We start from the raw sequence: 26,007 nt of genomic DNA, 5'->3' as shown, positions 1-26,007 counted from the left end.
TTGGAAGAAGGTTCACCTCCGATAGAGATCCAGTACCATTCTGTTCACGGGTGAGCTCTTGTTAAAGAGAGCTTACCCTGTTGTCGGCCTAATCGTAGATGGTTGGAATGGGTGCGCGTTTGTGTTCAGTTTTTATATAGATATCGATAATACGTTGCTCGATCTCCTTAGAAACGGGCTTGCCTTCTAGAAAATCGTCTATTTCATCATAGCTAAGGCCGAGCGCGTGTTCATCTGCTTTTTGTGGCGTTAAGCACTCTAGGTCGGCTGTTGGTGTTTTGTCTACCAATTCCATTGGTGCGCCGAGTGTTTTTGCCAATAAACGGACTTGACGTTTGCTCAGTCCAAAGAGCGGAGCTAAATCGCAGGCACCATCACCCCATTTTGTATAAAAGCCAGTTAGATTCTCGGCCGAATGATCTGTACCAAGTACTAAGGCACCTACTATGCCGGCTACTTCATACTGGGCAACCATACGTGCTCGGGCTTTTACATTGCCTTTCGCAAAATCTACTGCAGCTTCTGAGGCTCTATTTAAACCGAGAGCATTAAGGGACGTGCATACTTCGCTATGAATGCCTTCAACGGCAGGTTTTACGTTGACAGTAATGCGCTGTGTGGGCTGAATAAAGTCGAGAGCCATCTGAGCATCATCTTCGTCATGTTGACTGCCAAATGGTAAGCGCATAGCAATAAAACTATATTCATTGCTGTTACTTTCTGCGTTGAGTTCATCTACTGCAAGTTGGGCAAGTCGGCCACAGGTGGATGAATCCACACCACCACTGATGCCTAATACTAGGCTTTTGAGCTTAGATCTTTTTAGCGTATTTTTTATAAATGCAGTTCTACGCGTGATTTCTGTTGTAGGGTCAACTTCCGCTAAAACTTTCATCTCTTGAATAATGGTTTCGGCCTGCATTGTAAGTCTCTCTGCTTAGTTGAACGCTTTCAATATGATTATGCTACTTGAATTGGGTGTCGTAGGTAAATTATGTTTTAGCATTTAGCCATTAAAAAAGGCACCCTAAGGTGCCTTTGTGATGGATTAGTTACTTTCGTCATCATCATCGAAGACGCCAAATGTGATAGTGCTAAAAATACCACGTTCAGGCTTTGGTGCCTCTTGGCTCATTCTAATAGGTGTAGCTACAGGGGCTTCTTTAGCGTCACTGAAAAGGTCGAAGGTTGCGGCATCAAATAAGGTTTTTTCTCCTTTGTAGACAGGAGTGTATTGATATTCTGGGAAGTTTTTAGCTAAGACCGATTGGGTATCTGCTGCTAAGTCTTGCTGCCCTAAATGAGTATAGGCTTCTATCATGACGGCAAGAGCATCAGGAACTGCAGGTGTTTCTTGCATATTCTCAATGACGTAACGGCCACGATTGGCGGCAGCGACAAAGGCTTCACGTTGTATATAGTAGCGAGCAACATGAACTTCATAGGCGGCTAAACGGTTTTTTAGATAGACCATACGTTTCTGTGAGTCAGGAGCATATTGGCTATCAGGGTAGCGGTTAACCAGCGTTGAGAAGCTTTCAAAAGAATCAAGCGCAGCGCCTGGGTCTCGTTGTGTCTCATCGATAGGTAAATATTGTGTGATCCATGAGATATCTTGTTCAAAGGAGGTTAGGCCTTTGAGGTAGTAAGCGTAATCAATATTTTCATGGTTTGGATGTAATCGAATAAATCGATCCGCGGCAGCGCGTGCAGCTTCAGGTTCGTAGCTGTTATGGTAAGCGTAGATCAATTCTAGCTGAGCTTGTTCTGAAAACCGTCCGAAGGGATAGCGAGCTTCCAGCAGTTGCAGTTTCTCAATTGCTAGATCGTAGTTCTGTTGATCCATCGCAGACATAGCTTCTTTATAAAGCTGTTGTTCGGGGATATCCGGTATCTCTTGGATATCTTCAAACCATGAGCATGCCGTTGTCATAAAACAGAACAAAGCAATAATAAGTAATTTGGTCATTCGCATCTTTTATTAATCCCAGTGTAGTCTCGGGCCCGAACGGTTATACTGGGCACAAAGAGGCTATAAGCAATTCAACGGCCTATTTAACCACAACTGGTTGGGCCTGTTAACACACTCAGGCCTAACAATTAAGAAAGTTCTGCTAGGTTCTGATGTCTGATCAAATACAACTCCAAGCACAAGTGGGAAATGATCTCGTTGGTAAGCGACTTGATCAAGCTGTAGCCCAGCTATTTCCAGATTACTCTCGTTCTCGCCTACAAGGCTGGATTAAAGACGGCTCGCTAACTGTTGATGGGGTCGTGAAACGCCCACGCGATAAGTTATTTGGTGGTGAAATTGTCGCTATTGATGCTGAACTTGAGATGATCGAAGATCATAAACCGCAAAATATACCTCTTGATATTGTTTATGAAGATGAGCATATTCTGATCGTCAATAAGCCAGCAGGTTTAGTGGTTCACCCTGCCGTTGGACATCGAGATGGTACGTTATTAAATGCATTGCTCTACCATTGTCCAGAGATAGCTCAAGTCCCTAGAGCAGGTATTGTTCATCGACTTGATATGGATACAACAGGATTGATGGTGGTTGCTAAAACAATCGTGGCACAAACAGAGTTAGTTACGCAGTTACAAGAGCGCTCTATGGGGCGTGAATACGAAGCAGTTGTTAATGGTGTAATGACCGGTGGTGGTATGGTCGATGAGCCCATGGGACGTCACTCTAAGCATCGTCAGAAGATGGCGGTGGTCGGTGTAGGTAAAGAAGCGGTTACTCACTATCGCGTATTGAAAAAGTTACGTGCCCATACACATATTCGTTTAAAGCTTGAAACGGGGCGTACCCATCAGATCCGTGTGCATATGGCGCATATTAATTACCCGCTTGTGGGTGATCAGCTTTATGGTGGTCGCTTTCGACTCCCAAAAGGTTGTAGTGAGGATATGCTGCAAACCTTGCGGAATTTTAAACGCCAAGCTTTACATGCTAAAAAACTGGAGCTTTGGCATCCACATAGTGGCGAGTTGGTTTCTTGGGAGGTTGACCTTCCTGATGACTTTAAACATTTGCTGGATGTGCTTACCGTTGACGCAGAAGCATCGAATGATGAGATTTGATAGGACGTGAAATTTATACCGGCTAAGTGGCAAGCTCCCTCCAAGGTTCATGCGCTAACTACAACACGTTTAGGTGGTGTTAGTCAGGGCGTCTATCAAGGATTGAATCTTGGTGATCATGTGTCTGATCGGATTGTTGATGTACAGGACAATCGTCAAAAACTGATAACTGAACTGAACTTAACGATCCCCCCGCAGTGGTTATCACAAGTACATGGTACCGATTTGATTCAAGCGTGTGGGGATGGGGTGCGACGTAAAGCTGATGGTTGTTGGACGGATGAGCTAGGCTTAGCTTGTATTGTTATGACTGCGGATTGTTTGCCGGTTTTTTTTACCAATTCAGCAGGCAGTAAAGTAGCTGTTGCCCATGCAGGTTGGAGAGGTTTGCTAAATGGGGTATTGGAAAATACGTTAAAAGTTTTCCCAGATCCATCCGATCTGCATGTTTGGTTTGGGCCCGCTATTGGCCCTAAGGCTTTTGAGGTAGGTTCTGAGGTGTACGAGCAGTTCTGTGATTCTAGTTTAGAAGCTCAATCTGCGTTTTCTAAAATTGATGATACCCATAACAAGTATTTAGCAGATATTTATTCTTTAGCTTCACAGCGATTAAAAAAAGCAGGTGTTGTTAATATCACTAGCTCTTCTCTTTGCACTTATTCAGATGCAGAACGTTTTTATTCCTATCGTCGAGATGGTGAAACAGGACGATTAGCCAGTTTGATTTGGATTGAATAATTCAAGTTTTCTAACTTTATCTTATGAATCTTTATTAGGAGACAAGTTTGCCTGAGGTAACTATAAAGCCTGCATCGTTTGTGGACCTGCTCACAGTAATTCCGAACCTATTAATAGATCTCAAATATTTTACTGGGGATAACTTTGTAGGCGTTCCTATCAATGGTTATGAACGAAATGTCGGTTTGATAACAAACCCAGCGGCTCAGGCGTTACTCCGCGTTCAGAATGAACTCGCTCATTTTGGGCTAGGTCTTAAAATATTCGATGCTTACCGTCCTCAGCGAGCTGTTAACCATTTTATTGATTGGTGTGAGGAGGAAAACGAGTGTGTGACTCAAGCGCGTTTCTTTCCTGATTTAGATAGAAGTGAGCTATTCAGTAAGGGGTATTTAGTTCGTCACTCTAGCCATAGCCGCGGCAGTACTGTTGATTTGACATTAATTGACCTGTCTAGCGGAGAAGAGCTGGAAATGGGAACTGAGTTTGATTTCTTTGGGGCTGAATCATGGATAGATAGTCAGACGATTTCTTGTCAAGCTCGAGCTAATCGCATGTTGTTACAAGGGTTAATGATGCAACATGGTTTTGTTCCTTATCATCATGAATGGTGGCACTTTACCTTACAGGGTGAGCTTTATACAGATACCTATTTCGACTTTATAATTGAATAAGTGTGTTTTATTTAAATGAATACGAGATATGAGAATAGGGCTTCTTCACGTTTTGCGGGAAGAGTCTATGGCTTTTTACTATATTAGTAATATCGGATAATTATTTTTTATTTAGGCTGATATCTGTTAAAACCTTAAGTGATTAACGTACAAATTTTCTTATTTAGGCTAAGAATTAGCTTACTTCTTACGTACTTCCCGCCTAAATTGCTGTGAAAGTGGCTATCACTGATATGGCTCAGGTATAGTTAATCTGTTCTGTGTGACAGTGTCTATTGCTTCGTGTTGGTTATTTTGAAGCTATAAGGGATTAATAATGACTGATTATAAAGTTTTATTCACAGGCTCAGTGTGTTCAGGTAAAACCACAGCTATTCGCTCATTGAGTGATATTGAGACGGTTGATACTGATGCCCGCGTAAGTGATTCTGCTATTCGCCGTAAGAAAAAAACCACAATCGCCATGGATTATGGCGTTCTTGATCTATCAGATAGCGCCCGCTTACATCTCTATGGGACGCCGGGACAAGAGCGTTTCAAGTTTATGTGGGAAGTCATGATGAGTGACTTAGTGCATGACGCTGAGGGGCTTGTTTTGTTGGTAGATAATACGCGTAATGATCCTTTTAAAGATATCCGTTTTTATGTGGAAGAGTTCCGAGACTTTATAGTTCGTCGCCGTTTGATTATTGCCGTCACCCATTCCGATGAGAAAGCGGAGCCCGATCATGATTATTATATGCAAGAGCTCAAGGCTATGGGCTTGTTTACAACCGTTATTTTTATTGATGCACGAGACCCATCCTCGGTACTTAAAATAGTAAAAGAGTTGGTTGGGCATCGAGAAAAAGATATTGCTTGGTCTGAACTAGAGCAGCGACTAGCCGTCAATAGCACAATGCCTCAGGCGAATGGAGAGGGCGATTCCTCGGCTATTGAGGTTGATGAAGAGGTCACATTACTTGAAGCTGCGATGAATACACGAGGTATTACAGGCGCAATTCACCTTGGGGCTGATCGCAAAGTTTTGAGCTCTAATGTTAGTAGTAAACAAAATAAAGAATTACTACGTTCAATGATTAATTTAGTGACTGCATTAGAAGCTAAGGCTTCTTTTTTAGGGCATATAGATGATTTGGTTTTATATGGCCCGCAACAAGAAACCCTCTCGGTGTTTGTTGAAGAGGAGCAGGCACTTGGATTGTGTTCCCATAAAGATTTAAGTATCAATGTAGTTAAACAGCAAGCTGTGGATCTTTTGCAGTGGAGTCGGCGATGAATGAATTACTTGGAACAATAGATAAACCTAATGTTGTTGAAAGTAGTTGTTTTCTTGAAGGGAAAGAGGTGACCACATCTTCTTTTACCAAAGCAAATCGACATTATGAGACGGTTGCAAGGCAGACGTTTAGCTATATATTTTTAAATGTTGGTAAGCATAAAAGCAAACATAACGAGGCTCACCTAGAAATAGGTGATAAACGTTTAAGTGGCTTTCTGTTAAAAGCAAATAGAGTACTCGTTTGTTTATCAGAGAAAGAAACTAATATTTCCAATGTAAGAGCTCATATTCAGCAGGTTCAGCATCTTATTGCAAAAGCTGAAGTTGAGCGCATGCTCGCCTAGATAGGGGCTAAAAGTCTCTATCTATTACGTCCTGTCTAAGGTGTTCGACTTATTCGTCATATCAATCCAGTGTTAAGCATGCGATAAATATCATCTTATCAGATGGAAATCTGAATGTTTTTTGAGGTGTTTTAGTTTTCGTTCAGCTGAGTATTGCTACACTGGCACTACTAATGTTCCTCTGAAATAAGGAATGCATGAATGAAGGATTATAAGATCCTATTCACAGGGTCAGTTTGCTCAGGAAAAACAACAGCGATTCGTTCAGTCAGTGATATTGAAACACTTGATACGGATGCTCAGGCCAGTGATGTAACTGTTAGGCGTAAGAAAAATACCACGATAGTTATGGATTACGGGGTTTTAGACTTAAATGCTGAAACACGTGTTCATCTATATGGCACACCTGGTCAAGAAAGATTTCGTTTTATGTGGGATATGCTAACCAGTGAATTTGCCCACGACGCTATTGGTATGGTCCTTTTAGTAGACAATACGCGCAAAGACCCTTTTCGAGATATACGTTTTTATGCGAAAGCGTTTGGTGATTACCTGCGTAAACGTAGGCTGATTATTGCTGTTACTCATTCAGATGTGGAACCTAACCCAGATTACAATCGTTATTTAAGCGAGTTAAAAGATCTCGGGGTTATGAGTACGGTTATGTTTGTCGATGCTAGAGACCCACGAGCAATTTTAGGTGTTATTGAAGAGCTAATTTCAGCGGTAGAAAGAGATATAGATTGGGACCAGGTTCGGGATCGATTACTGGATACTAATGGTTTCTCCCTTGATTTTTATAAGCCTTTATATGAAGAAACCCTTTTAGATGCCGCGATGAATAAGAGGGGGGTTTTAGGCGCTATGCATATTGGAGAAGGGCAAGATGTACTGTGTTCTAATATTGATGATGCCTCTATTAAATCATTGTTGCTCAATATTAATCGTTTAACTGATGCTATATCAGAAAAGGCGAGTTTTTTAGGTGCGGTTAATAATGTTGTTATTGCTGGCCCTAAGGTCGATACCTTATCGGTCTTTAATGATAAAAATCAGTCTTTATGTTTAAAATCAGATAAGGATATATCGCTACCTGTATTGAAGCAGCAGGCAGGTGATTTGTTGCAATGGAGTATCGACAATGACTATTTGGCATGAAATGCAGGATAAAGGGTTAATACTCTACGGTTGTGTATTACAGAGTGGGGATGTGCAGGCATCTAGCTTCCCTCCTGAAGCTAAAAAACAGCTCTCTGTTGCTAAACAGGCATTGGCATATATCTTTCGCTCTGTTGAAAAAAGCGCTAAAAGTCACGATGAAGCCCACTTAGAAATTGGAGACTGCTTATTTAGCGGCTTTCAGCTAGATCCTAATACGTTACTTATCTTTTTAAGTGAGCATGATACTAATACGTTACAGATCCGTCAGTTTATTGATCAGAATAAAAAACGATTTCTTGATGTGTAAAATGGCCTCAAGTCATCTTAATATAAGAAATATCTAATTTTTGTTTACTTGCCTCTTGAAGCCGACCCGATTCACCCTCATATCTCTGGTATACGATAAATCATTCAATCCTCCCTGTTCTTAAAATACAACTAAGATCGGGGTGAATTGGATTAATCAGCGGAGGGCATATGCGTCCAGATAAATTTACGTCCCAATTGCAAGAAGCTCTGGCAGACGCTCAATCTTTAGCTGTAGGCCGAGATCATAATTACATTGAGCCTGTCCATCTTTTACAAGCATTACTAGATCAGCAGCAGGGTAGTGCTGTGCAGTTATTAGCTCAGGCGGGTGCAGATATGCAGCGTTTGAAAAACCAAACTGCACAGTACATCGACCGTTTGCCGAGTGTGCAAAACCCTGATGGTGAGATTCGTTTCTCTCAAGATGTTGCACGGGTCTTTAACAAGACAGATAAGATCGCCCAGCAACGGGGTGATCAATATATTGCCAGTGAACTGATTCTTTTAGCCCTGCTAGATGATAAATCTGATGCAGGTAAAGCGCTGCGCGAATCAGGTGTCAGCAAAGACAGACTAGAAGCTGTTATCAATCAAATTCGTGGAGGGGAGTCAGTGCAAGATCCTAATGCAGAAAGTAATCGTCAAGCTTTAGATAAGTATTGTATTGATCTTACTGAACGTGCGGAATCAGGCAAGCTCGACCCTGTAATAGGACGTGATGATGAGATTCGTCGAACTATTCAAGTTCTACAACGCCGTACTAAAAACAACCCTGTACTTATAGGGGAGCCGGGCGTCGGTAAAACTGCCATTGTAGAAGGGCTTGCACAGCGTATTGTTAATGGTGAAGTTCCTGAAGGGCTTAAGCGTAAAAAAGTGCTCTCGCTTGATATGGGATCGCTAATTGCTGGTGCGAAATTCCGAGGTGAATTTGAAGAGCGTCTAAAAGCTGTATTGAATGAGCTATCTAAACAGGAAGGGCAGGTTATTCTGTTTATCGATGAGCTACATACCATGGTGGGCGCAGGCAAAGGTGAAGGCGCAATGGATGCGGGTAATATGTTGAAGCCTGCATTAGCTCGAGGTGAGTTGCATTGTGTTGGTGCCACTACCTTGGATGAATATCGCCAATATGTTGAAAAAGATGCAGCTCTTGAACGTCGTTTCCAGAAAGTAATTGTCGATGAGCCAGATGAAGAATCCACGATTGCTATTTTGCGTGGTTTAAAAGAGCGGTATGAGATTCATCATGCGGTTGATATTACCGACTCTGCAATTATTGCTGCGGCTAAATTGTCCCAGCGATATATCACAGATCGTCAACTTCCCGACAAAGCGATAGATCTAATCGACGAAGCCGCTTCTCGTATTCGTATGGAGATGGATTCTAAACCAGAAGATATGGATCGCTTAGAGCGCCGTTTAATTCAGTTGAAAATGGAACGCGAGGCGCTTAAAAAAGAGAAAGATGCTGCTGCTAAACAGCGATTGAAAGAGCTAGAAGAGACTATAGGGAACATCGAAAAAGAGTTCACTGATCTGGACGAAGTCTGGAAAGCAGAAAAGCTAGCGCTCCAAGGTTCTCAAAAAGTTAAAGAGGAGTTGGATTTAGCGCGAATCGAACTTGAGAAGTATACCCGTGCGGGTGATCTTCAGAAGATGTCCGAGCTACAGTATGGTCTTATTCCGGAGCTTGAGAAGGAGCTTGCCGCTGCAGCCCAAGCAGAAGAGCAGGGGCAGCAGGGAACTAAATTACTGCGTAATAAAGTGACGGAGGAAGAGGTCGCTGAGGTGGTTTCCCGTTGGACAGGGATTCCGGTCAATCGCATGCTGGAAGGTGAGCGAGAAAAACTATTACGTATGGAATCAGAGCTGCATAAGCAAGTTATCGGGCAGGACGAAGCCGTGATTGCTGTCTCTAATGCGGTACGCCGTTCACGAGCGGGTTTATCTGATCCTAATCGGCCTAATGGTTCATTTCTTTTCCTTGGCCCTACAGGGGTGGGTAAGACCGAGCTATGTAAAGCCCTTGCAAGTTTTTTGTTTGATACAAAAGATGCGATGGTGCGTATCGATATGTCTGAGTTTATGGAGAAACACTCCGTTGCACGTTTAATCGGTGCGCCTCCAGGCTATGTCGGTTACGAAGAAGGGGGGTATCTGACTGAAGCGGTGCGACGTAAACCTTACTCTGTTTTACTGTTGGACGAGGTCGAAAAAGCGCATCCAGATGTTTTTAATATTCTGTTGCAGGTATTGGAAGATGGGCGCTTAACTGATGGTCAAGGGCGGACAGTTGATTTCCGCAATACGATTGTAGTGATGACCTCTAATTTAGGGTCTGATCTTATTCAGAACTTCAGTGATGACGATGATTATCAGCTCATGCATAACGCGGTAATGGAGTCTGTGGGTATGCACTTCCGCCCAGAAGTGATTAACCGTATTGACGAAGTCGTTGTGTTCCACAGTTTGAAGAAAAGTCAGGTGGCCGGTATCGCTACTATTCAGCTACAGCATTTGCAAGATCGTTTGGCTGAACGCGAGTTGAAACTAACGTTAACTAGCACAGCGATGGATAAGCTGGTGGATGTAGGCTTTGAACCTATCTATGGGGCAAGGCCGTTAAAACGAGCCATTCAGCAGTGGATAGAAAACCCGTTGGCACAGGAGATATTAGCGGGCAAGTATCTACCGGGTACAGAGATCGCTGTAGATGTGGAACAAGGGGAGTTTATCTTTCGATAGTATGAACCTCTAAGGGTAACGCCGTAAGCCTGTGAATTGATCTTCGCAGGCTTTTTTATTGGCGGCGATCCGTTATGCTAAGTGTCTGTTATTACTTTTAGATAAGGTAGGGTTTTGATGCGGTTATGGTTTATAGTTTTTTTATTACTGGCTGGATGTGCAACACAAAAGCCGCAAGAGCAGGCTCCGCCCATTTCAAAGGTTACAACCGTCACGCCCATTGAGATCGGTTTACCCACACAATATGCATTTTCACCTTATGCTGATTATCTATCGCCTCTCTTATCTAATTTGAATCAAGAACCTTTCTATCACTTGAGTAACCCCCAGCTACTGGTTAATTACTACCGCTATAGTGATGAAATTAGTGCTAATGACCCACAGAAAACGGTTTATGCATTTACAAGTAAGGCAGGGGGTGAATGGGGCTATATAACCACGAGTGTGGGTCGTTCACCTATTGCTAATGGGTTTGTTATTGAGCATAGCCCTCTCGGAACCGTTTATGCATTAGTGCTGAAACAGACTAAGCTTTGTTTATCGACCCAAGCGAAAGGTTTACCTGTGTTTACACATGGGCGGTGGTTATTTAATGAATCCCCCGGTTTTTTTGAATGTACTGGGTTGACCAATAAGAGCATTTATAAAGTGGGTTCAGGCTTGCCAGGTCTGCTTGGGCCATATTTTGATGACAAAGATACGGTTTTGGTTTTTCGTTCGCGAGGTCAACTACAGCAGATTATCCTTGCGCTTAAATATCAGTTCCCTCAACTACTGGTTCCAGCCATAAATCGTTGATTCTCTGTTTTTAAGCAGCCTAACTGGACGGAAAACAATGTGTTTGTTATACCTGATAGGCTAAAAGATCGTTATTGTTTCTGATGAGTGGCCCAATTTTAGTTAATGGGTGGATGTTGTAGAGGGGAAGAATGAGTCAAATTAAAGTACTGATTGTTGATGATGCTCGATTTATTCGTGATCACGTGTCACGGATTGTAAAAGAGCACTTCCCTGAGTATCAGATTGATTCTGCTGAGGATGGTGAAGCTGGGCGCAAGCAGATGAATAATGAAAATTACGATCTTATTCTTTGTGATTGGGAGATGCCGGGTATGTCTGGCTTGGATCTTCTGCAATGGGCTCGTCAGCAAGCTAACTATGTCGATATACCGTTCATCATGATTACCAGCCGTGGGGAGCGAGATTATGTGCTTAAAGCGATCCAAGCTGGTGTTAACGACTATATGGGTAAGCCTTTCGAAGATAGGCAGTTAGTTGAGAAAATTAAGAAGTACGTGGGTAAGCGTTTCACTACTAGTGCAGAATCACGTCGAAAGGCAGCTCAAATGCTGGCGGCAGGAAAAACCGCTGCCGTGGCGAAGGCGGCGAAAAAACCTAAAGGCTTAGCTCAGCTACGTGTTGCTTCTGGTGTGTTGCGTTGTGCTATTAAAGAGGTAACCTTGCAGTCAGTACAAGTCGTGGTCAAACGGGAGGATGGAGTACCTCAGCTTCTTGAGCAGTCAGTGGTTGATATTGAGCAGGTGAATGGTAATAGTGTTGCTCAGATGAATGGTTTTATCTCAGGTTTACAGGCAAACGAAAAAAGCACACAAACGAATTTTATTAGTGTTGATATACAGTTCGTTGATAATGATCCAGAAAAACTAGAAGTATTAACGCATTATATTGCGAGTTTGACTAAACAGTCGGATTAATGCTGAGGGTGTTTTGGCATAGTGAAGGCTGCCAAGAAGCAGCCTATAGATCAATTAATAGGTATTGATTGTTCTCTTAATATAGTGCTTTTTCATCTTTTATTACGTCGATCAACACCTCAAGGAAAAGGCGATCGGCTTCGCTGTGTTCTAGCGGTATTTTAATGTTAGTGACTGATGACAGCTCATCCGCGATAACCACCGCTGCATTATCATCATTTATATGCTCTCGAGCTATTTTTAGTGCTGTCTCGCAAATTTCAGGTTCAACAAGTACTTTTCGTATGAACGACATCAGTTCGTTAATCACGCGTTCTTTGTTTTTAATCTCAGCAATACTCATAGGGATCTCCTGTACACGTATAGTTGGAGCGAATTGGATTTTGGCGCTCCGCCTCTGAGTTTTATATAGCAAAACTATAACGCGATCTGGCTGTTCTGGGTAGTAGATTACTACAAACAAGCGCAATGCCTCAGTTTTCCCTCCTTTGGGTTGAAAAAATCAACCTGAATGGGCTACAATTACCGCCTCGAATTTTGAGGCCTTGAGTGTGTAGGTAACCCCGAAACTCAGGGAGACAGCTTTCTGTGAGCCGTTTCTCAAAGGTCTGTCGGTTGGGAGATCCCTAACACCGGCACACACCCGAACGTGAACCTTCAGCTCTACCCCTGGAATGGTTCAGAGTGAGATCGCTAGAGAGTCAAAAAATATTGTCTGGTACAGGCACGTTCAACGTTACAGAAACAAAAACTGTTAATTTCGTCAGTAACGAGACACTGACGTCGTTAGAGGGTGAATAAAGTGGAATTACTTTCAGGCGCAGAAATGGTTGTTCGCGCACTTCGTGATGAAGGCGTTAAATTTATCTACGGATATCCTGGCGGTGCATTACTGCACATTTACGATGCAATCTTTACTCAGGATGACGTCGAACACATTTTGGTCCGCCATGAGCAAGCTGCCACTCATATGGCAGATGCGTATGCACGTGCAACCGGTAAAGCGGGTGTGGCACTTGTAACTTCAGGTCCAGGGGCGACCAATGCCGTTACAGGTATTGCTACGGCTTACATGGACTCAATCCCAATGGTTGTTCTTACAGGTCAGGTTATGTCACACCTGATCGGTGAAGATGCTTTCCAAGAAACCGATATGATCGGTGTCTCGCGTCCTATCGTGAAACACAGCTTCAGTGTTCAGCGTCCGGAAGATATTCCAGAGATTATAAAGAAAGCGTTCCATATCGCTGAGAGTGGCCGTCCAGGCCCCGTTGTTGTCGATATCCCTAAAGATATGACAACCCCAACAGAGCGTTATGAGTATGAATACCCTAAGAGTGTCAAAATGCGCTCTTACAACCCTATCTCTAAAGGGCATTCCGGCCAGATTAAAAAGGCTGTGGATATGCTGTTGGCTGCCAAGCGTCCCGTTATTTATGCGGGCGGTGGTGTCATTATGGGTGATGCGAGTAAAGAGTTGATCGCACTCGCTAAAGAGTTAGGTTGCCCTGTTACAAATACGCTGATGGGCTTGGGTGGTTTCCCAGGTACTGACCCTCAGTTTATTGGTATGTTAGGTATGCATGGTAGCTATGAAGCGAATATGGCGATGCATCATAGTGATATGATTTTAGCGGTCGGAGCTCGTTTTGATGACCGAGTAACGAACGGTACCGATAAGTTTTGCCCAACGGCAAAAATTGTTCATATTGATATTGATCCTGCATCAATCTCTAAAACGATTAAAGCTGATGTGCCAATCGTAGGGCCTGCGCAAGCGGTCTTAAAAGAGATGTTAGAGCAACTGCAAGCGGCGAAAAGTACGCCATCTGCTGAAAGCCTGAAAACATGGTGGGAGCAGATTGAAGAGTGGCGTGGTCGTCATGGCGGTCGTTATAAAACAGATGACTCCAAGCAAATGAAGCCTCAGCAGGTTATTGAGATGCTAAGCAAAGTCACTAATGGTGATGCTTATGTTTGTTCTGATGTAGGTCAGCATCAAATGTTTGCTGCTCAGTATTATAAGTTTAACAAACCTAACCGTTGGATTAACTCCGGTGGCTTGGGAACTATGGGCTTTGGTTTACCTGCTGCAATGGGCGTTAAACTTAACTTTCCTGAAGAGGAAGTTGTATGCGTAACGGGTGAAGGTAGTATCCAGATGAATATCCAGGAACTATCTACCATTAGCCAATATGGTATCCCAGTTAAAGTTATCTGCTTGAATAACCAGTCATTAGGCATGGTACGTCAGTGGCAGGATATGAACTATGAGTCCCGCCACTCGCAGTCTTATATGCAGTCGTTACCTGATTTCGTCAAACTGGTTGAATCTTACGGTCACGTAGGAATTAAGGTTGAGCGTTATGAGGATCTTGAAGGCGCTATGCGTGAAGCATTCGCTATGAAAGATCGTATGGTATTCATGGATATCGCAGTAGATCCGTTTGAGCACGTTTACCCTATGCAGGTACCGCGTGGTTCTATGCGTGACATGTGGCTAAGCAAAACGGAGAGAACATAATCATGCGTCATATTATTTCTGTATTGATGGAAAACGAACCGGGTGCACTATCCCGTGTAGTTGGATTGTTCTCTCAGCGCAATTTCAATATTGAGTCGCTAACCGTTGCACCGACAGAAGATGAGACATTGTCTCGTTTGACGGTAACTACTATTGGCGATGACCGTGTGGTTGAGCAGATTACTAAGCAGCTGAATAAGCTGATTGATATAGTGAAGGTTGTTGACCTGACTGAAGGCGATCATCTTGAGCGCGAGCTTATGATGATTAAAATGAAAGCCAACAATGGTACTGTTCGCGCTGAGATTAAGCGTACGACAGATATCTTCCGTGGCACTATTATCGATGTGACGCCAAATACCTTTACCGTACAGCTGGTGGGAGCAAGCAGTAAGCTGGATGCTTTTATCGAAGCCTTAGGGACGTCCAATATTATGGAAGTTGTACGTTCTGGTGTATCGGGTATTGCCCGTGGTGAGAAAGTTCTGAGCGTATAAATTCAGACAAAGGTTAGAATCAAGCGGCATTCTGGTAACGGGATGCCGCTTTTTTTATGCCGCAACGATGTGTTTTAGTAGCGCTTTTAGTCTAGAGATCTTTATTTATTATTGGAGAGGAGGCTGGTAACTGACCGAATGTTAGGCAATGAGGAGTTGTTTAAGCTCGGATATTTTCTCGCGAGATATATCTAAATCAACTTTAATTGTTGTATCGGCAGCGCGTCTTCGTATCGTGTGATGTTTATCACAGGCAGGTTTGCGGCGCTCAGGACCTGAATAATTGACGCGCTGTTGTTGCACAAACCAGTCTTCTGCATGGTTCAGCGTAGGGAAATAGGGGCTAGTTCTACCCCCACTTTTATCATACCAATAATAAACAAATTGATAGTTACGAAAATCTTTAATGAGTTTTGGCATCGCTTTCTACAACAGTCAGAGCAAAATATGACTCGTATTCTATGGTAAGAAAGCTGAACAGCAGCTGATAATTGTTGGCTGTTTTAGAAAAATATTAATAAAACAGCCTATGGATAAGTTGTGCAAGGATTAGGGGAGTTATTCTTTATTATTTAACAGATGCTCATAACGTTTATCAGTGAGTGTTTTCATAAATGCAACTAGCGCATCTACGCGTTTATCATCAAGTGCTGGCCCTGTTTCTAACTCTTTGAGTGATAAGTTTTGCGGTACTTCAGGTGTAGCCCAAACCTGTCCTGTTTCGGGATTGATTTGGCGTTTACTACTGCGGCTGTTGTATTTATCGTAAAACAGAACAACAGTACGTAAATCTTGAAAAACACCGTTGTGCATATAAGGGGCTGTTACCGCGATATTACGCAGTGTCGGGACTTTAAATTTACCCGCTTGTTTAGGGTCATCAACCTGTGGATGATTGAGTAAGCCTGTATCTGCTGTATCAATAGGAACACCATTTTTCTTGCGTCCCTCAATATTGGTTGGAATGCCAATATTATGATATTCGTAGTTAGTGAATGTCTCTTGTGGATGACGCTGAGATTTATTCAGCTGATGGCATAGATTGCAGTTGGTGAATTGTTGGGAGAAAAATAGCGTGCGGCCTAATTCCTCCTGCTCTGTCATCTTATATTCGCCTTTTAAGTAGCGGTCATATTTTGAATCAAATGGTGCGAATAGTTCAGTACGTTCGAAATGGGCGATGCTGTCGGCCATCGCTGCATAACTGTTTTCCGCATTGGTGAAAATATTATCACCATAAAGTGATTTAAATGCAGAGAGATAAAACGGATTTTCCTGCAAACGTTTAACTATTACTCTTTTGTTGGGCATGCCCATCTCTATAGGATTCGTAGGTGGTCCTCCCGCTTGGCCTGCCAAGTTGCTTTCACGGCCATCATGAAACTGCCCTCCAATATATTTGCCTTCTTTATTGAATGTGAAATCCGGGCTAAACATTGCGTAGGCGGCTGTGGGGGCATTACGATCACCGAGTGAATGACCATCATCACCTAGTGAATAGGCACCTTGAACGCCATTGTCGCGAGGGTCAGTAAAAGCATGACTAGCGGAATGGCAAGTGGCGCAGGATTGAGTTCGCTTAAAGGATAGGTTGGTATCAAAAAACAACTGCTGCCCTAGCTGTTCTTTAGTTGGGGTATGTCGGGTATCATCTGTATCATTAGCATTACTGTATGTAGCAAGTAGTAATAGCAAGAAAGGCAAGATATTGTGGCGAGTGCGTATATGCATATGAAATATATTCGATAATGTGAATGTAATTGATAACCGTTATCAATAATACCCTTTTTTGAGATTTTATTATATTGATACCCATCAAATATTATAGATTCAGAACATCAATACGGTGTTTATCTTGGTATTTTTTAACAAAGCTGAAATGGGCTTAAAGGGTTAGGTGGAAGTTCGTGAAGTTTAAACAGCGTATGCTTGTGGTTGTCAGTCTGCTTATTATTGTCGGGTTCATGTTGACGGCTAGCGTCAGTTTTTATCTTTCTCGGCAAGCGGCCTTAAATTCGCTAGTTGAGCATGAGATGCCGTTAACAAGCGATAATATTTATGCTGAAGTACAGCGGGATTTAATTAAACCAAGAACGGTTTCCTCGTTTATGGGGAATGATACGTTTCTAGAAGATTGGATTTTAGGTGGGGAGAGGGACTCTGCGGCGGTTACCCGTTATTTAAATGAGATTAAACAGAAATATGGTGCGTTTACTGCTTTTATGGTCTCAGATTTAACTCGTAATTATTACTATGCTGGGGGGGTGCTTAAGCAGGTTTCGGAGAAAGATTCGCGCGATGATTGGTATTTTCATCTACGCCAACTACCTGGCGATAGTGAGTTAAATCTAGACCCTGATTTAGCGAACGGGGATGAATTAACTATATTTATCAATTTTAAGATTCGTACCTCTGATGGTACTTTTCTTGGTGCGACAGGGCTTGGACTTAATCTAGCAAGTATTACTCAGATTTTTTCTGACTATCGTGCTCGTTATGGTAATAACGTTTATCTCGTAACGCCGACGGGTAATCTTTTGTTACAGGGGCGTGCAGGGGCTGAGCCGCAAAGTCTTTATCAAAAGGTGGGTGTTAAATCTGTTGTGGAACAGGTTTTGTCTCAGCCCGAAGGACGTTTTTCCTATGTAAAAGATGGAAAGACCTATCTTCTAAATACTCGCCATATAGAAGAGTTAGATCTAATTCTCTGTGTTGAAGCGGAAGAGGGGCAGGTTGATGAGGCGCTTTTCCCACCGCTGTTTATTACCTTATTTGTCAGTTTTGTTGTGACGGGTGTTGTTCTCGCACTGCTCTTAAAAGCGATCAACCATTATCAGCAGGAGCTGGAGAGCGTTGCTTGGCAAGATCCATTAACAGGTCTGTTAAATAGACGAGCTTTTACGGAACGTTATGAGCGGATTAAAAGTGGTCATCTACGTAGTGGTAAGCCGCTTTCTTTGCTGATGATCGATGTGGATCATTTTAAAACGATTAATGATAGAGGGGGGCACTCATTGGGAGATCAGGTATTGCAGCATATTGCTGACTTACTGGATGATAACCAAAGACCCACCGATTGTTTAGGCCGTTGGGGCGGTGAAGAGTTTATCCTCTTATTGCCGGATACGGGTTTGGAACAGGCAGCGCAAATTGCTGAACGTATCAGAGCTAAGCTCGAGGAGCATCAATTAGTGTTTCAGTTGTGTCAGCAAGAGGTGACATTGAGTATTGGCGTGGCAGAGCAGCAAGGTCTGTTTGATTTAGATGCTCATGTATTGGCCGCTGATATGGCGCTATATAAGGCTAAGCAAGATGGTCGTAACTGTGTACGATTGGAAGAGTAATTACTTACGGTAGATTGTTTCGATTAGATGCCAGCCGAACTGGGTTTTTACAGGGCCGTGAACAATATGAAGCGGCTTTTTAAAGACAACATCATCAAAAGGTTTCACCATCTGGCCGCGTCGGAACTCTCCTAGATCACCAAAACGTTTGGCGGAAGGGCAAAAGGAGTGTTTTTTAGCCAATTTCCCAAAATCAGCCCCTCGCTTTAACTGCTTTTTGATTGCTTCTGCTTGGTCGCGTGTTTTTACCAATATGTGTCGTGCGCAGGCGCGATTAGCCATGATTCTACCCCTTAAAATATATCTTTCTATTTTACTGCAAAAGGGTATTAATTGCAGAAAGATTCTATAGACGGGTGACTGTGTTCACAGTAGTGGTAGTGTTGCGGTGAGTGTTTCGCTAATGGGTGCGCTAATTTTCAAGCTGAGTAGGGAGTCAGCGCGAGTGACGCCTAAGTTAAGTGCGGCAATAGGTTTGTTCCCTTCTGCGGCTTTTTTACAGAACCTGAAACCAGAATAAACCATCAGTGAGCTTCCAATAGTGAGCAAAGCATCGGCTTGTTCCAGTGCATCCAGTGCGCTAAAGACTGTTTCTTTAGGTACATTATCCCCAAAGTAAACAACGTCAGGTTTTAAAATGCCTCCACATTCAGCGCAGTCAGGCACTTTAAAGTGTTTAAACTGATCGGTTTCTAAGTCGGCATCGCCATCAGGTTTTGCTGTTGCCTCAAATATCTCAAATTGAGGGTTTGCCTGAGCACTGATTTCATGGATATAGGTTCGATTGTAGCGCTGCGAACATTGCATGCATTTTACTTTGTCGGAACGCCCATGCAGGTCGATAACCTGATGGCTTCCCGCTTTTTGGTGTAAGCGGTCGACATTTTGTGTAATGAGCAAATGGATATGACCTAGTTGCTCTAGCTTGGATAGGGCTAAGTGGGCTGGACTGGGTTGCGCATCGCGAATCATTGGCCAGCCGAGTAAACTCCGTGCCCAATAACGCTGACGGGCATAATGGCTGTTCATAAACTCGTGGTGTTGTACGGGAGCTGTGTGCTGCCAGTTACCCTGTTTATCTCTGTAGGCGGGGATTCCCGAGTCTGTGCTCACACCTGCGCCAGTCAGGACGACTAGCCGTGGGTGCTGGTTAATAAACTCGGCTAGCTGCTCTGCGTAGGTTGAGATATTCATCAAAATTGACTCGTAAACGGTATCTGTAGTCTACCTTATACGAAAAAACCGCGCTCTTGGTTTAGAGAGCGCGGTTTTATGTGTCATTCAGTCGCTATGAGTGAAACTAATTATGCACCAAATTTTGCTTTTGCTTCGATACGGCGACGGTGCAGAACCGGCTCGGTATAACCGTTTGGCTGTTTGCACCCTTCGATAACCAGCTCACAAGCTGCTGCGAAGGCGATGCTGTCGTCAAAATTAGCGGCCATAGGACGGTAAAGAGGATCGTTTTCGTTCTGGCGATCTACAACGGCCGCCATGCGTTTCATGGTTTCCATTACTTGCTCTTCAGAGCAGATACCATGACGTAACCAGTTAGCAATATGCTGGCTAGAGATACGTAGTGTTGCACGATCTTCCATTAAGCCAACATCGTTGATGTCTGGTACTTTTGAACAACCTACACCTTGATCGATCCAGCGAACAACGTAGCCTAAGATACCTTGTGCGTTGTTATCCAGTTCCTGTTGAATCTCTTCAGCAGACCAGCTTGGATTAGCTTCAACTGGGATCGTTAGAATGTCGTCTAAATTTGCACGAGGACGTGATTTTAGTTCATCCTGACGGGCAAAAACATCTACCTGATGGTAATGGGTAGCATGAAGAACAGCGGCGGTTGGTGAAGGTACCCATGCGGTATTCGCGCCCGACATAGGATGACCGATCTTAGCTTTCAGCATGTTTGCCATTTGATCAGGAATTGGCCACATACCTTTACCGATCTGTGCACGACCTTGTAGGCCACAAAGTAGACCGTTATCAACGTTCCAATCTTCGTAAGCACCAATCCAAGAGGCGGCTTTCATGTCACCTTTACGGATCATTGGGCCAGCTTCCATTGATGTATGTATCTCATCGCCGGTACGGTCAAGGAAACCTGTGTTGATGAATACCACGCGCTCTTTAGCTGCGCGGATACACTCTTTTAGGTTGACAGTTGTGCGGCGCTCTTCATCCATTATGCCCATCTTCATTGTGAAGCGTGCAAGGCCAAGCATATCTTCGATACGAGCAAATAGTTCATTAGCAAAGGCAACTTCTTCAGGACCATGCATCTTAGGTTTTACGATGTAGGTGGAGCCTGTTGTTGTGTTGCTAAATTTACCAGTGCCTTTCATATCGTGGATGGAGATAAGTGTTGTAATAACACCATCCATAATCCCTTCAGGAATTTCATTACCGTCTTTGTCCAAGATCGCTTCGTTAGTCATTAGATGACCTACGTTACGAACGAACATTAGACTGCGACCTTTAAGGGCGATGTTGGAACCATCTAGTGCAGTAAATTCACGGTCTGCATTAATGCGGCGAGTAAAGGTTTTACCCCCTTTACTTACTTCTTCAGTAAGATCGCCTTTCATTAGACCTAACCAATTGCGATAGATAACAACTTTATCGTCGCCATCAACAGCAGCAACAGAGTCTTCGCAATCCATGATAGCAGTCAGGGCCGCTTCCATGATGATATCTTTAATGCCGGCGGCATCTTCTTTGCCTATTTGGCTGTCACGGTCGATCTGAACTTCAAAGTGTAGACCGTTATTTTCAAACAGAATAGACAGTGGTGCAGAGGTCTCGCCTGTATAGCCGATAAGCTTTTGAGTATCCGCTAGTGTTGTGGTGCCGCCATTAGTCATAGCAACAACTAGCTGTCCATCAACGATAGTGTAACCGGCTGAATCTTTGTGTGAGCCTGTCGCTAAAGGTACTGCCTGATCAAGAAACTCGCGAGCAGCGGCGATAACTTTTGCGCCACGTGCTGGGTTATAACCGGCAGTTTTCTCGGCTCCATTCTCTTCTGAAACAGCATCAGTACCGTAGAGAGCGTCGTAAAGACTTCCCCAACGGGCATTCGCTGCATTCAATGCAAAACGTGCATTCATGACAGGAACAACGAGCTGAGGGCCAGCCATCGTTGCCATTTCAGGGTCAACATTTTCTGTTGTCGCGGTGAAATCTTCACCTTCAGGCAATAGATAGCCGATCTCAGATAAGAAACCTTTATAGGCTTCTAGATTGAAAGCTTGACCTTGGCGTTCGCGGTGCCATGCGTCGATCTGCTCTTGGATCGCATCACGTTTAGCTAACAGATCGCGATTTTTAGGTGCTAAATCGTGAACAAGTGCATCAAAGCCAGCCCAAAATTGTTCGCTAGTTACGCCAGTGCCTGGCAGTGCTTCATTGTTTACGAAATTATATAGAGACTCTGCAACTTGAAGGCCGCCGCTCTGTACCCTTTGACTCATAATTACTTGCCCCAGTTATATGTTCCGACAGTCCAGGTGCGAGGCAACCGTGAACTGAGTGGAGTAGAAACTGCTTTTGATTGCAGTTGTCATTGTGCAATGCAACAGTAGCTCAAAGAAGAAAAAAAGTCGCCTAACTAGATCCTAAAGTATGATAAGTACGCCTTATATTCGGTATAAGTTGAGCGAATAGTTATCGTGATAAGCTAGAGTTAAGGGAGTAACTTGTTGTTTTTCTACAGGGCTATTTCCATAGTTGTTTCTTCAGGAGTGTATATGGGTTTGTTCGAACGAGACTTATTGATTAGGAGCTTACCTGCCTACACAGATGCAGCCGCAGGTGTATTGAATGATCAAATTAGGGCTTATTTGAAAACTTATCAGCTGATGCCGTTGGTAAACCGGTCTAAATATAGAATAGGTCGTATTAAGCTAGATGGGATAGAGGTGACCCTTCAGTCCTATTCGCAGGAAAAAGGGAGCGCTTGCCGAGGAACCGTTATTGTTCTTCATGGGTATATGGATCATGTAGGGCTGTATAAACACCTAATTGATAGGTTGCTCAGGGATGGTTTTGATGTGTTGTGTTATGACTTAAGTGGCCATGGCTTATCGGATGGGGATCCTTTATCTGTGGAGGACTTTAAACATTATGCGACTCAATTAGCGGACCTGATCTCTTTTGTTAAATCTGATATTAGAGGACCTTTGCATTTGATTGGGCAAAGTACAGGAGGGGCTGTCATTATGGCTCACCAGTTGTTGTTTACACATGAGAATACGCCTCTTATTGGTGAGAGGGTTTTGTTAGCGCCGTTAGTTCGTTCATCTTCATGGCGTGCCATCCAACGAAAATTCCGCTGGCTTAAATATATAGTAAAGAGAGTTCCGAGAGGGTATAGCAACAACACGCATGACTTGAAATTTAGGCAATTTATTAATGAGGAAGACCCACTGCAATATAAAGAGATACCGGTGAATTGGGTGGGAGCTATGTTGGCATGGGGGCGTTGGATTGAATCCCATGAACCTGTGAGTGGGATTATTCATATGATTCAAGGAACCGATGATGACACGGTTGATTGGCGTTATAACCTAGCTATATTAGGGCGTTTGTATCCAGAATTGGAGCTAACGTTGATTAACGGTGCAAAACACCATTTAGTGAATGAAACCGAAATCTATCGAGATGAAGTGTTTGAAAAAGTGGGGCAGATTTTTGATCGTTGGGAAAACAAAAACGGGCACTGATCGCGCGCCCGTTTTATCTAAAGCCGATAAAGGCTTATCTTGTTGGTCGATCTATTAAAACAAGCGACGGCAGCGGATTGTGCCTTCGATCTGTTTTAAGTTTTCTAACGCAACTTTAGAACAATCAGCATCTACATCAATTACAACGTAGCCTACTTTTTCGTTTGTTTGTAGGTATTGGCTGCTCACGTTTACACTGTTAGCAGAGAAAACATTGTTAATCGATGCCATGATGCCAGGTACATTGTTGTGAACGTGTAGCAAACGGTGAACATTTGGATGCTCTGGCAGTGCTACTTCAGGGAAGTTCACAGAGGTAATTGAAGAACCGTTATCACTATATTTGATCAGTTTTTCAGCTACTTCGTAGCCAATGTTTTCCTGTGCTTCCATAGTAGAACCACCGACGTGAGGCGTCAGAATAACATTGTCATATTTACGTAGTGGGGAGATGAACTCATCATTGTTAGAGCGAGGTTCAACTGGGAATACATCGATTGCTGCGCCTAACAAACGGCCTGAATCCAGCGCGTCACATAGATCATCAATAACTACAACGGTGCCGCGAGCGGCGTTTAAAAAGATAGAGCCTTGCTTCATCTCTGCAAACTGGGCTGCACCCATCATATCTTTAGTTGATGCAGTTTCAGGAACATGTAAGGTAACAATATCACTAATATTTAGTAGTTCTTTTAACGATCCCACTTGTTTTGCATTACCAAGGGACAGTTTTGTAACGACGTCATAAAAGTAAACATCCATGCCCATTGCTTCAGCAATAACACTTAATTGTGAACCTATGCTGCCGTAGCCAACGATACCTAGTTTTTTACCACGAATTTCGTAAGAGTTTTTAGCCGATTTTTGCCATTCACCACGGTGGGCTTTAGCACTTTTTTCAGCAACGCCACGAAGCAATATGATCGCTTCAGCAATGACTAACTCTGCTACAGAGCGTGTGTTTGAGAAAGGCGCATTAAAGACGGCAACACCATTCATGGTTGCTGCTTCTAAGTTCACTTGGTTGGTGCCGATACAGAAACAACCTACAGCTACTAATTTTTTAGCAGCATCAAAAACTTTATCCGTTAGCTGAGTGCGGGAACGAATACCAATGAAGTGAACATCTTTTACACGGGCGATCAATTCGTCTTCTGGTAGTGAGCCAGTTAAGAATTCGATATTGGTGTAACCATTCTGATTAAAAGTGTCCACCGCAGATTGGTGTACGCCTTCTAGTAGCAAGATCTTGATTTTGCTTTTATCAAGAGAGGTTGTATTACTCATGGTAGTAGCTCTTTAATTGCGTGGTGATCGCCTATAACAGGTGCGCCACAGGTTTAGTCGCTGAAAATTTATGCGGGCATATTATCACAGCCTAAGTTGAAAAGGATGAATGAACAGTCCAGATTGCGGGAAAAATATTCAACTTAAGTTGAGGCAGATTGTATTGAATAAAGAAATTGTCAAATTTTGCCCGCCAACTAAAAGCGAAAGATTGTGCGATTCTTTTAGTCGGCAGGTATTCTATAGCTAGGGAATTATTTAGCTATAGAAGCATAAGTAAGCAGTAGGTTGCTCAACTTTTAGTTGGAAGCTTTGATTAGCTGCTACTTTAAATTCAGTACCTGTCGGAAACGATTGGAAGGTTTCAGTACCTGGAAGCTTAACAATAAGTTCGCCGCTGACAACTTTCATTAATTCATCTTCACTGGTGCCGAATTCATATTCACCAGGCGCCATCACACCGACTGTTGCTTTACCTTCAGTGTTTGTAAAACCAATCGATTTGACGGTTCCGTCGAAGTACTCATTTACATCCAACATTATCGTAATCTCCTCAAATTTTCGCGAATCATAGAGATAAAATAAGGTTGCTGCAAGCTGAGTGTTTAGCGGGCTTTATCTTGTTTTTTCTTCTCTTGGCTATGTTCTAAAAGAAATTCCACAAAGGTGCGGTTAGCATGTGACAGGTAACCCCCTTTACGCCAAGCAATAGATAGATCAAGCCATACGGATTTGGTGAAGGGCCTAGCTACGAGGTCGGGTTCATCTTGAATCACCATCTCCATTAAGGTGGAGATAGCAAACCCCTGCTTGACGATCGATTTAATGAGCGGGATTAGGTTGGTTTCAAAGCTGATATTAGGTGTGACATCTGATTCGGCGGCAATACGGTCGACAACGTTACGGTGGAAATACCCGCTGTTAAACATGACCAGCTCTTCGGCGAAGAGCTGTGGATAACTAATGCTCTCTAATGCGGCGAAGGGGTGGTCTTTGGGACATACCACCATCATCTGTTCACGTAGGAATACTTTAGTTTCCAAAAAGTCAGAGGTTGTTTCATCTACAATCACCGCTAGGTCGAGCTCACCGGTTTCAAGTAGTTGCTGCAGTTTCCCCGCCCCACCATCGATAACGGTAAGGTTTAATTGTGGATAGCGGTGACGAAAAGCCATCAGTATGGGAGGAAAATGATAGGACCCCAACATACTGGGTATACCGACACGGACATCGCCTTGGATTAAGCCTTTCAACTCCTGCATCTCCAGTAATGCATCCTCTGTTGCCTGCAGTATTTTGCATGCATGCTGATAGAGATGTTGGCCTTCATCGGTAAGGCTGATTTTTCGATCCTGGCGATGGAATAGAGTGAGTTCCAACTCAGCCTCTAGCTTTTTTATGGCCATGCTGATCGCCGGTTGGGCTATATGAAGATGTTCGGCGGCTTTTGTAAAGCTGCTGAAGTCGGTGACGGTTTTGAAGTAGGTCAGGTGTTTTATGTCCATGCATAATATTTTCTTATGAAATCAATAAAAAGTATATATTTTTATTATTCGCT

Annotated in this window: 25 protein-coding genes; 14 read left to right on the top strand and 11 right to left on the bottom strand. The window is 43.3% G+C overall.

The features are described from left to right. Window positions 1-88 precede the first annotated feature (88 nt). Both nadE and Q4486_RS06975 read right to left on the bottom strand, forming a co-directional pair. The gene (nadE, locus tag Q4486_RS06980; RefSeq protein WP_303518886.1) at window positions 89-922 is read right to left on the bottom strand and encodes an ammonia-dependent NAD(+) synthetase; all 834 of its coding nucleotides are present in this window, start codon (window positions 920-922) and stop codon (window positions 89-91) included. A gap of 126 nt (window positions 923-1,048) precedes the next feature. After that, window positions 1,049-1,969 carry an outer membrane protein assembly factor BamD gene (locus tag Q4486_RS06975; protein WP_368389431.1) on the bottom strand — a complete coding sequence of 307 codons (921 nt, stop codon included), beginning with the start codon at window positions 1,967-1,969 and terminating at the stop codon, window positions 1,049-1,051. 155 nt (window positions 1,970-2,124) lie between these two features. Here Q4486_RS06975 and rluD point away from each other — a divergent pair, with 155 nt between their 5' ends. From rluD to Q4486_RS06925, 10 genes are all read left to right on the top strand, one after another. Further along, window positions 2,125-3,093 (top strand): 23S rRNA pseudouridine(1911/1915/1917) synthase RluD, encoded by a 969-nt coding sequence (gene rluD, locus Q4486_RS06970; RefSeq protein WP_303416138.1) that lies wholly within the window; start codon window positions 2,125-2,127, stop codon window positions 3,091-3,093. Between the two features lie 6 nt (window positions 3,094-3,099). After that, on the top strand, window positions 3,100-3,831 hold the full coding sequence (pgeF, locus tag Q4486_RS06965) for a peptidoglycan editing factor PgeF (RefSeq protein ID WP_303518885.1): 732 nt from the start codon (window positions 3,100-3,102) through the stop codon (window positions 3,829-3,831). Window positions 3,832-3,878: 47 nt separating this feature from the next. Further along, window positions 3,879-4,505 carry a M15 family metallopeptidase gene (locus tag Q4486_RS06960; protein ID WP_303416140.1) on the top strand — a complete coding sequence of 209 codons (627 nt, stop codon included), beginning with the start codon at window positions 3,879-3,881 and terminating at the stop codon, window positions 4,503-4,505. Between the two features lie 316 nt (window positions 4,506-4,821). Next, window positions 4,822-5,784 carry an ATP/GTP-binding protein gene (locus tag Q4486_RS06955; protein WP_303518884.1) on the top strand — a complete coding sequence of 321 codons (963 nt, stop codon included), beginning with the start codon at window positions 4,822-4,824 and terminating at the stop codon, window positions 5,782-5,784. Further along, on the top strand, window positions 5,781-6,131 hold the full coding sequence (locus Q4486_RS06950) for a hypothetical protein (RefSeq protein ID WP_303518883.1): 351 nt from the start codon (window positions 5,781-5,783) through the stop codon (window positions 6,129-6,131). The genes Q4486_RS06955 and Q4486_RS06950 overlap by 4 nt, the downstream gene beginning before the upstream one ends. Before the next feature lie 201 nt (window positions 6,132-6,332). After that, entirely contained in the window at window positions 6,333-7,289 is a 957-nt protein-coding gene (locus Q4486_RS06945; protein ID WP_303518882.1) for an ATP/GTP-binding protein, read from the top strand. Then, on the top strand, window positions 7,273-7,599 hold the full coding sequence (locus Q4486_RS06940) for a hypothetical protein (RefSeq protein ID WP_303416144.1): 327 nt from the start codon (window positions 7,273-7,275) through the stop codon (window positions 7,597-7,599). Before Q4486_RS06945 ends, Q4486_RS06940 begins: the two co-directional genes overlap by 17 nt. 170 nt (window positions 7,600-7,769) lie before the next feature. After that, a complete protein-coding gene (gene clpB / locus Q4486_RS06935; RefSeq protein WP_303518881.1) occupies window positions 7,770-10,349 on the top strand; it encodes an ATP-dependent chaperone ClpB in 2,580 nt (859 codons plus the stop codon). 117 nt (window positions 10,350-10,466) lie between these two features. After that, window positions 10,467-11,147 (top strand): hypothetical protein, encoded by a 681-nt coding sequence (locus Q4486_RS06930; protein ID WP_303518880.1) that lies wholly within the window; start codon window positions 10,467-10,469, stop codon window positions 11,145-11,147. 131 nt (window positions 11,148-11,278) lie between these two features. Beyond that, complete coding sequence (locus Q4486_RS06925) at window positions 11,279-12,064, top strand: response regulator (protein WP_303518879.1); 786 nt, start codon at window positions 11,279-11,281, stop codon at window positions 12,062-12,064. A 76-nt stretch (window positions 12,065-12,140) separates the two neighbouring features. On the opposite strand, the gene Q4486_RS06920 is transcribed toward Q4486_RS06925, so the two are convergent. Continuing rightward, complete coding sequence (locus Q4486_RS06920; RefSeq protein WP_067983930.1) at window positions 12,141-12,407, bottom strand: hypothetical protein; 267 nt, start codon at window positions 12,405-12,407, stop codon at window positions 12,141-12,143. Between the two features lie 459 nt (window positions 12,408-12,866). On the opposite strand from Q4486_RS06920, the gene Q4486_RS06915 reads away from it, so the two are divergent. Further along, complete coding sequence (locus Q4486_RS06915) at window positions 12,867-14,588, top strand: acetolactate synthase 3 large subunit (protein WP_303416148.1); 1,722 nt, start codon at window positions 12,867-12,869, stop codon at window positions 14,586-14,588. A gap of 2 nt (window positions 14,589-14,590) precedes the next feature. Beyond that, a complete protein-coding gene (ilvN, locus tag Q4486_RS06910) occupies window positions 14,591-15,085 on the top strand; it encodes an acetolactate synthase small subunit (protein WP_067862709.1) in 495 nt (164 codons plus the stop codon). 141 nt (window positions 15,086-15,226) lie between these two features. Here ilvN and Q4486_RS06905 read toward each other — a convergent pair whose 3' ends face one another. Together Q4486_RS06905 and Q4486_RS06900 are read right to left on the bottom strand one after the other, a co-directional pair. Continuing rightward, on the bottom strand, window positions 15,227-15,505 hold the full coding sequence (locus Q4486_RS06905; protein WP_303518878.1) for a hypothetical protein: 279 nt from the start codon (window positions 15,503-15,505) through the stop codon (window positions 15,227-15,229). Window positions 15,506-15,643: 138 nt separating this feature from the next. After that, window positions 15,644-16,816 (bottom strand): cytochrome-c peroxidase, encoded by a 1,173-nt coding sequence (locus tag Q4486_RS06900; protein ID WP_303518877.1) that lies wholly within the window; start codon window positions 16,814-16,816, stop codon window positions 15,644-15,646. A 176-nt stretch (window positions 16,817-16,992) separates the two neighbouring features. Between Q4486_RS06900 and Q4486_RS06895 the strand changes: the two genes are divergently transcribed. After that, window positions 16,993-18,429 (top strand): sensor domain-containing diguanylate cyclase, encoded by a 1,437-nt coding sequence (locus tag Q4486_RS06895; RefSeq protein ID WP_303518876.1) that lies wholly within the window; start codon window positions 16,993-16,995, stop codon window positions 18,427-18,429. On the opposite strand, the gene Q4486_RS06890 is transcribed toward Q4486_RS06895, so the two are convergent. From Q4486_RS06890 to Q4486_RS06880, 3 genes are all read right to left on the bottom strand, one after another. Further along, entirely contained in the window at window positions 18,430-18,711 is a 282-nt protein-coding gene (locus Q4486_RS06890; protein WP_303416152.1) for a peptidylprolyl isomerase, read from the bottom strand. It abuts the gene before it with no gap. A gap of 84 nt (window positions 18,712-18,795) precedes the next feature. Next, window positions 18,796-19,623 carry an NAD-dependent protein deacetylase gene (locus Q4486_RS06885; protein ID WP_303416154.1) on the bottom strand — a complete coding sequence of 276 codons (828 nt, stop codon included), beginning with the start codon at window positions 19,621-19,623 and terminating at the stop codon, window positions 18,796-18,798. Window positions 19,624-19,733: 110 nt separating this feature from the next. Beyond that, window positions 19,734-21,911 carry a malate synthase G gene (locus Q4486_RS06880; RefSeq protein ID WP_303518875.1) on the bottom strand — a complete coding sequence of 726 codons (2,178 nt, stop codon included), beginning with the start codon at window positions 21,909-21,911 and terminating at the stop codon, window positions 19,734-19,736. Between the two features lie 276 nt (window positions 21,912-22,187). On the opposite strand from Q4486_RS06880, the gene Q4486_RS06875 reads away from it, so the two are divergent. Then, complete coding sequence (locus Q4486_RS06875; RefSeq protein WP_303518874.1) at window positions 22,188-23,162, top strand: alpha/beta hydrolase; 975 nt, start codon at window positions 22,188-22,190, stop codon at window positions 23,160-23,162. Window positions 23,163-23,216: 54 nt separating this feature from the next. Here the strand turns inward: Q4486_RS06875 and serA are convergent, their stop codons facing one another. The 3 genes from serA to Q4486_RS06860 form a co-directional block, all read right to left on the bottom strand. After that, window positions 23,217-24,449 (bottom strand): phosphoglycerate dehydrogenase, encoded by a 1,233-nt coding sequence (gene serA, locus Q4486_RS06870; protein WP_303518873.1) that lies wholly within the window; start codon window positions 24,447-24,449, stop codon window positions 23,217-23,219. 258 nt (window positions 24,450-24,707) lie between these two features. Beyond that, window positions 24,708-24,989 carry a pyrimidine/purine nucleoside phosphorylase gene (locus tag Q4486_RS06865; RefSeq protein ID WP_067862691.1) on the bottom strand — a complete coding sequence of 94 codons (282 nt, stop codon included), beginning with the start codon at window positions 24,987-24,989 and terminating at the stop codon, window positions 24,708-24,710. A gap of 65 nt (window positions 24,990-25,054) precedes the next feature. After that, window positions 25,055-25,954, bottom strand: a complete 900-nt coding sequence (locus Q4486_RS06860; protein WP_303518872.1) for a LysR family transcriptional regulator — start codon at window positions 25,952-25,954, stop codon at window positions 25,055-25,057. Window positions 25,955-26,007: the final 53 nt, after the last annotated feature.

Origin of the sequence: Neptuniibacter sp. 2_MG-2023, assembly GCF_030547495.1 — a bacterium.
Classification (GTDB): Bacteria; Pseudomonadota; Gammaproteobacteria; order Pseudomonadales; family Balneatricaceae; genus Neptuniibacter.
The sequence above is the reverse complement of the archived record's forward strand: the minus strand, read 5'-3'. Positions and strand labels throughout refer to the sequence as shown.

Bases quoted from the DNA above. Each gene is read 5' to 3' on its own strand.
- Q4486_RS06875 (WP_303518874.1), top strand. From the start codon at position 22,188: ATGGGTTTGTTCGAACGAGACTTATTGATTAGGAGCTTACCTGCCTAC.
- rluD (WP_303416138.1), top strand. From the start codon at position 2,125: ATGTCTGATCAAATACAACTCCAAGCACAAGTGGGAAATGATCTCGTT.
- Q4486_RS06955 (WP_303518884.1), top strand. From the start codon at position 4,822: ATGACTGATTATAAAGTTTTATTCACAGGCTCAGTGTGTTCAGGTAAA.
- Q4486_RS06890 (WP_303416152.1), bottom strand. From the start codon at position 18,711: ATGGCTAATCGCGCCTGCGCACGACACATATTGGTAAAAACACGCGAC.
- Q4486_RS06925 (WP_303518879.1), top strand. From the start codon at position 11,279: ATGAGTCAAATTAAAGTACTGATTGTTGATGATGCTCGATTTATTCGT.
- clpB (WP_303518881.1), top strand. From the start codon at position 7,770: ATGCGTCCAGATAAATTTACGTCCCAATTGCAAGAAGCTCTGGCAGAC.
- Q4486_RS06905 (WP_303518878.1), bottom strand. From the start codon at position 15,505: ATGCCAAAACTCATTAAAGATTTTCGTAACTATCAATTTGTTTATTAT.
- Q4486_RS06920 (WP_067983930.1), bottom strand. From the start codon at position 12,407: ATGAGTATTGCTGAGATTAAAAACAAAGAACGCGTGATTAACGAACTG.
- Q4486_RS06945 (WP_303518882.1), top strand. From the start codon at position 6,333: ATGAAGGATTATAAGATCCTATTCACAGGGTCAGTTTGCTCAGGAAAA.
- serA (WP_303518873.1), bottom strand. From the start codon at position 24,449: ATGAGTAATACAACCTCTCTTGATAAAAGCAAAATCAAGATCTTGCTA.
- Q4486_RS06865 (WP_067862691.1), bottom strand. From the start codon at position 24,989: ATGTTGGATGTAAATGAGTACTTCGACGGAACCGTCAAATCGATTGGT.
- Q4486_RS06940 (WP_303416144.1), top strand. From the start codon at position 7,273: ATGACTATTTGGCATGAAATGCAGGATAAAGGGTTAATACTCTACGGT.
- Q4486_RS06975 (WP_368389431.1), bottom strand. From the start codon at position 1,969: ATGACCAAATTACTTATTATTGCTTTGTTCTGTTTTATGACAACGGCA.
- Q4486_RS06860 (WP_303518872.1), bottom strand. From the start codon at position 25,954: ATGGACATAAAACACCTGACCTACTTCAAAACCGTCACCGACTTCAGC.
- Q4486_RS06885 (WP_303416154.1), bottom strand. From the start codon at position 19,623: ATGAATATCTCAACCTACGCAGAGCAGCTAGCCGAGTTTATTAACCAG.
- nadE (WP_303518886.1), bottom strand. From the start codon at position 922: ATGCAGGCCGAAACCATTATTCAAGAGATGAAAGTTTTAGCGGAAGTT.
- Q4486_RS06900 (WP_303518877.1), bottom strand. From the start codon at position 16,816: ATGCATATACGCACTCGCCACAATATCTTGCCTTTCTTGCTATTACTA.
- ilvN (WP_067862709.1), top strand. From the start codon at position 14,591: ATGCGTCATATTATTTCTGTATTGATGGAAAACGAACCGGGTGCACTA.
- Q4486_RS06950 (WP_303518883.1), top strand. From the start codon at position 5,781: ATGAATGAATTACTTGGAACAATAGATAAACCTAATGTTGTTGAAAGT.
- Q4486_RS06880 (WP_303518875.1), bottom strand. From the start codon at position 21,911: ATGAGTCAAAGGGTACAGAGCGGCGGCCTTCAAGTTGCAGAGTCTCTA.
- Q4486_RS06930 (WP_303518880.1), top strand. From the start codon at position 10,467: ATGCGGTTATGGTTTATAGTTTTTTTATTACTGGCTGGATGTGCAACA.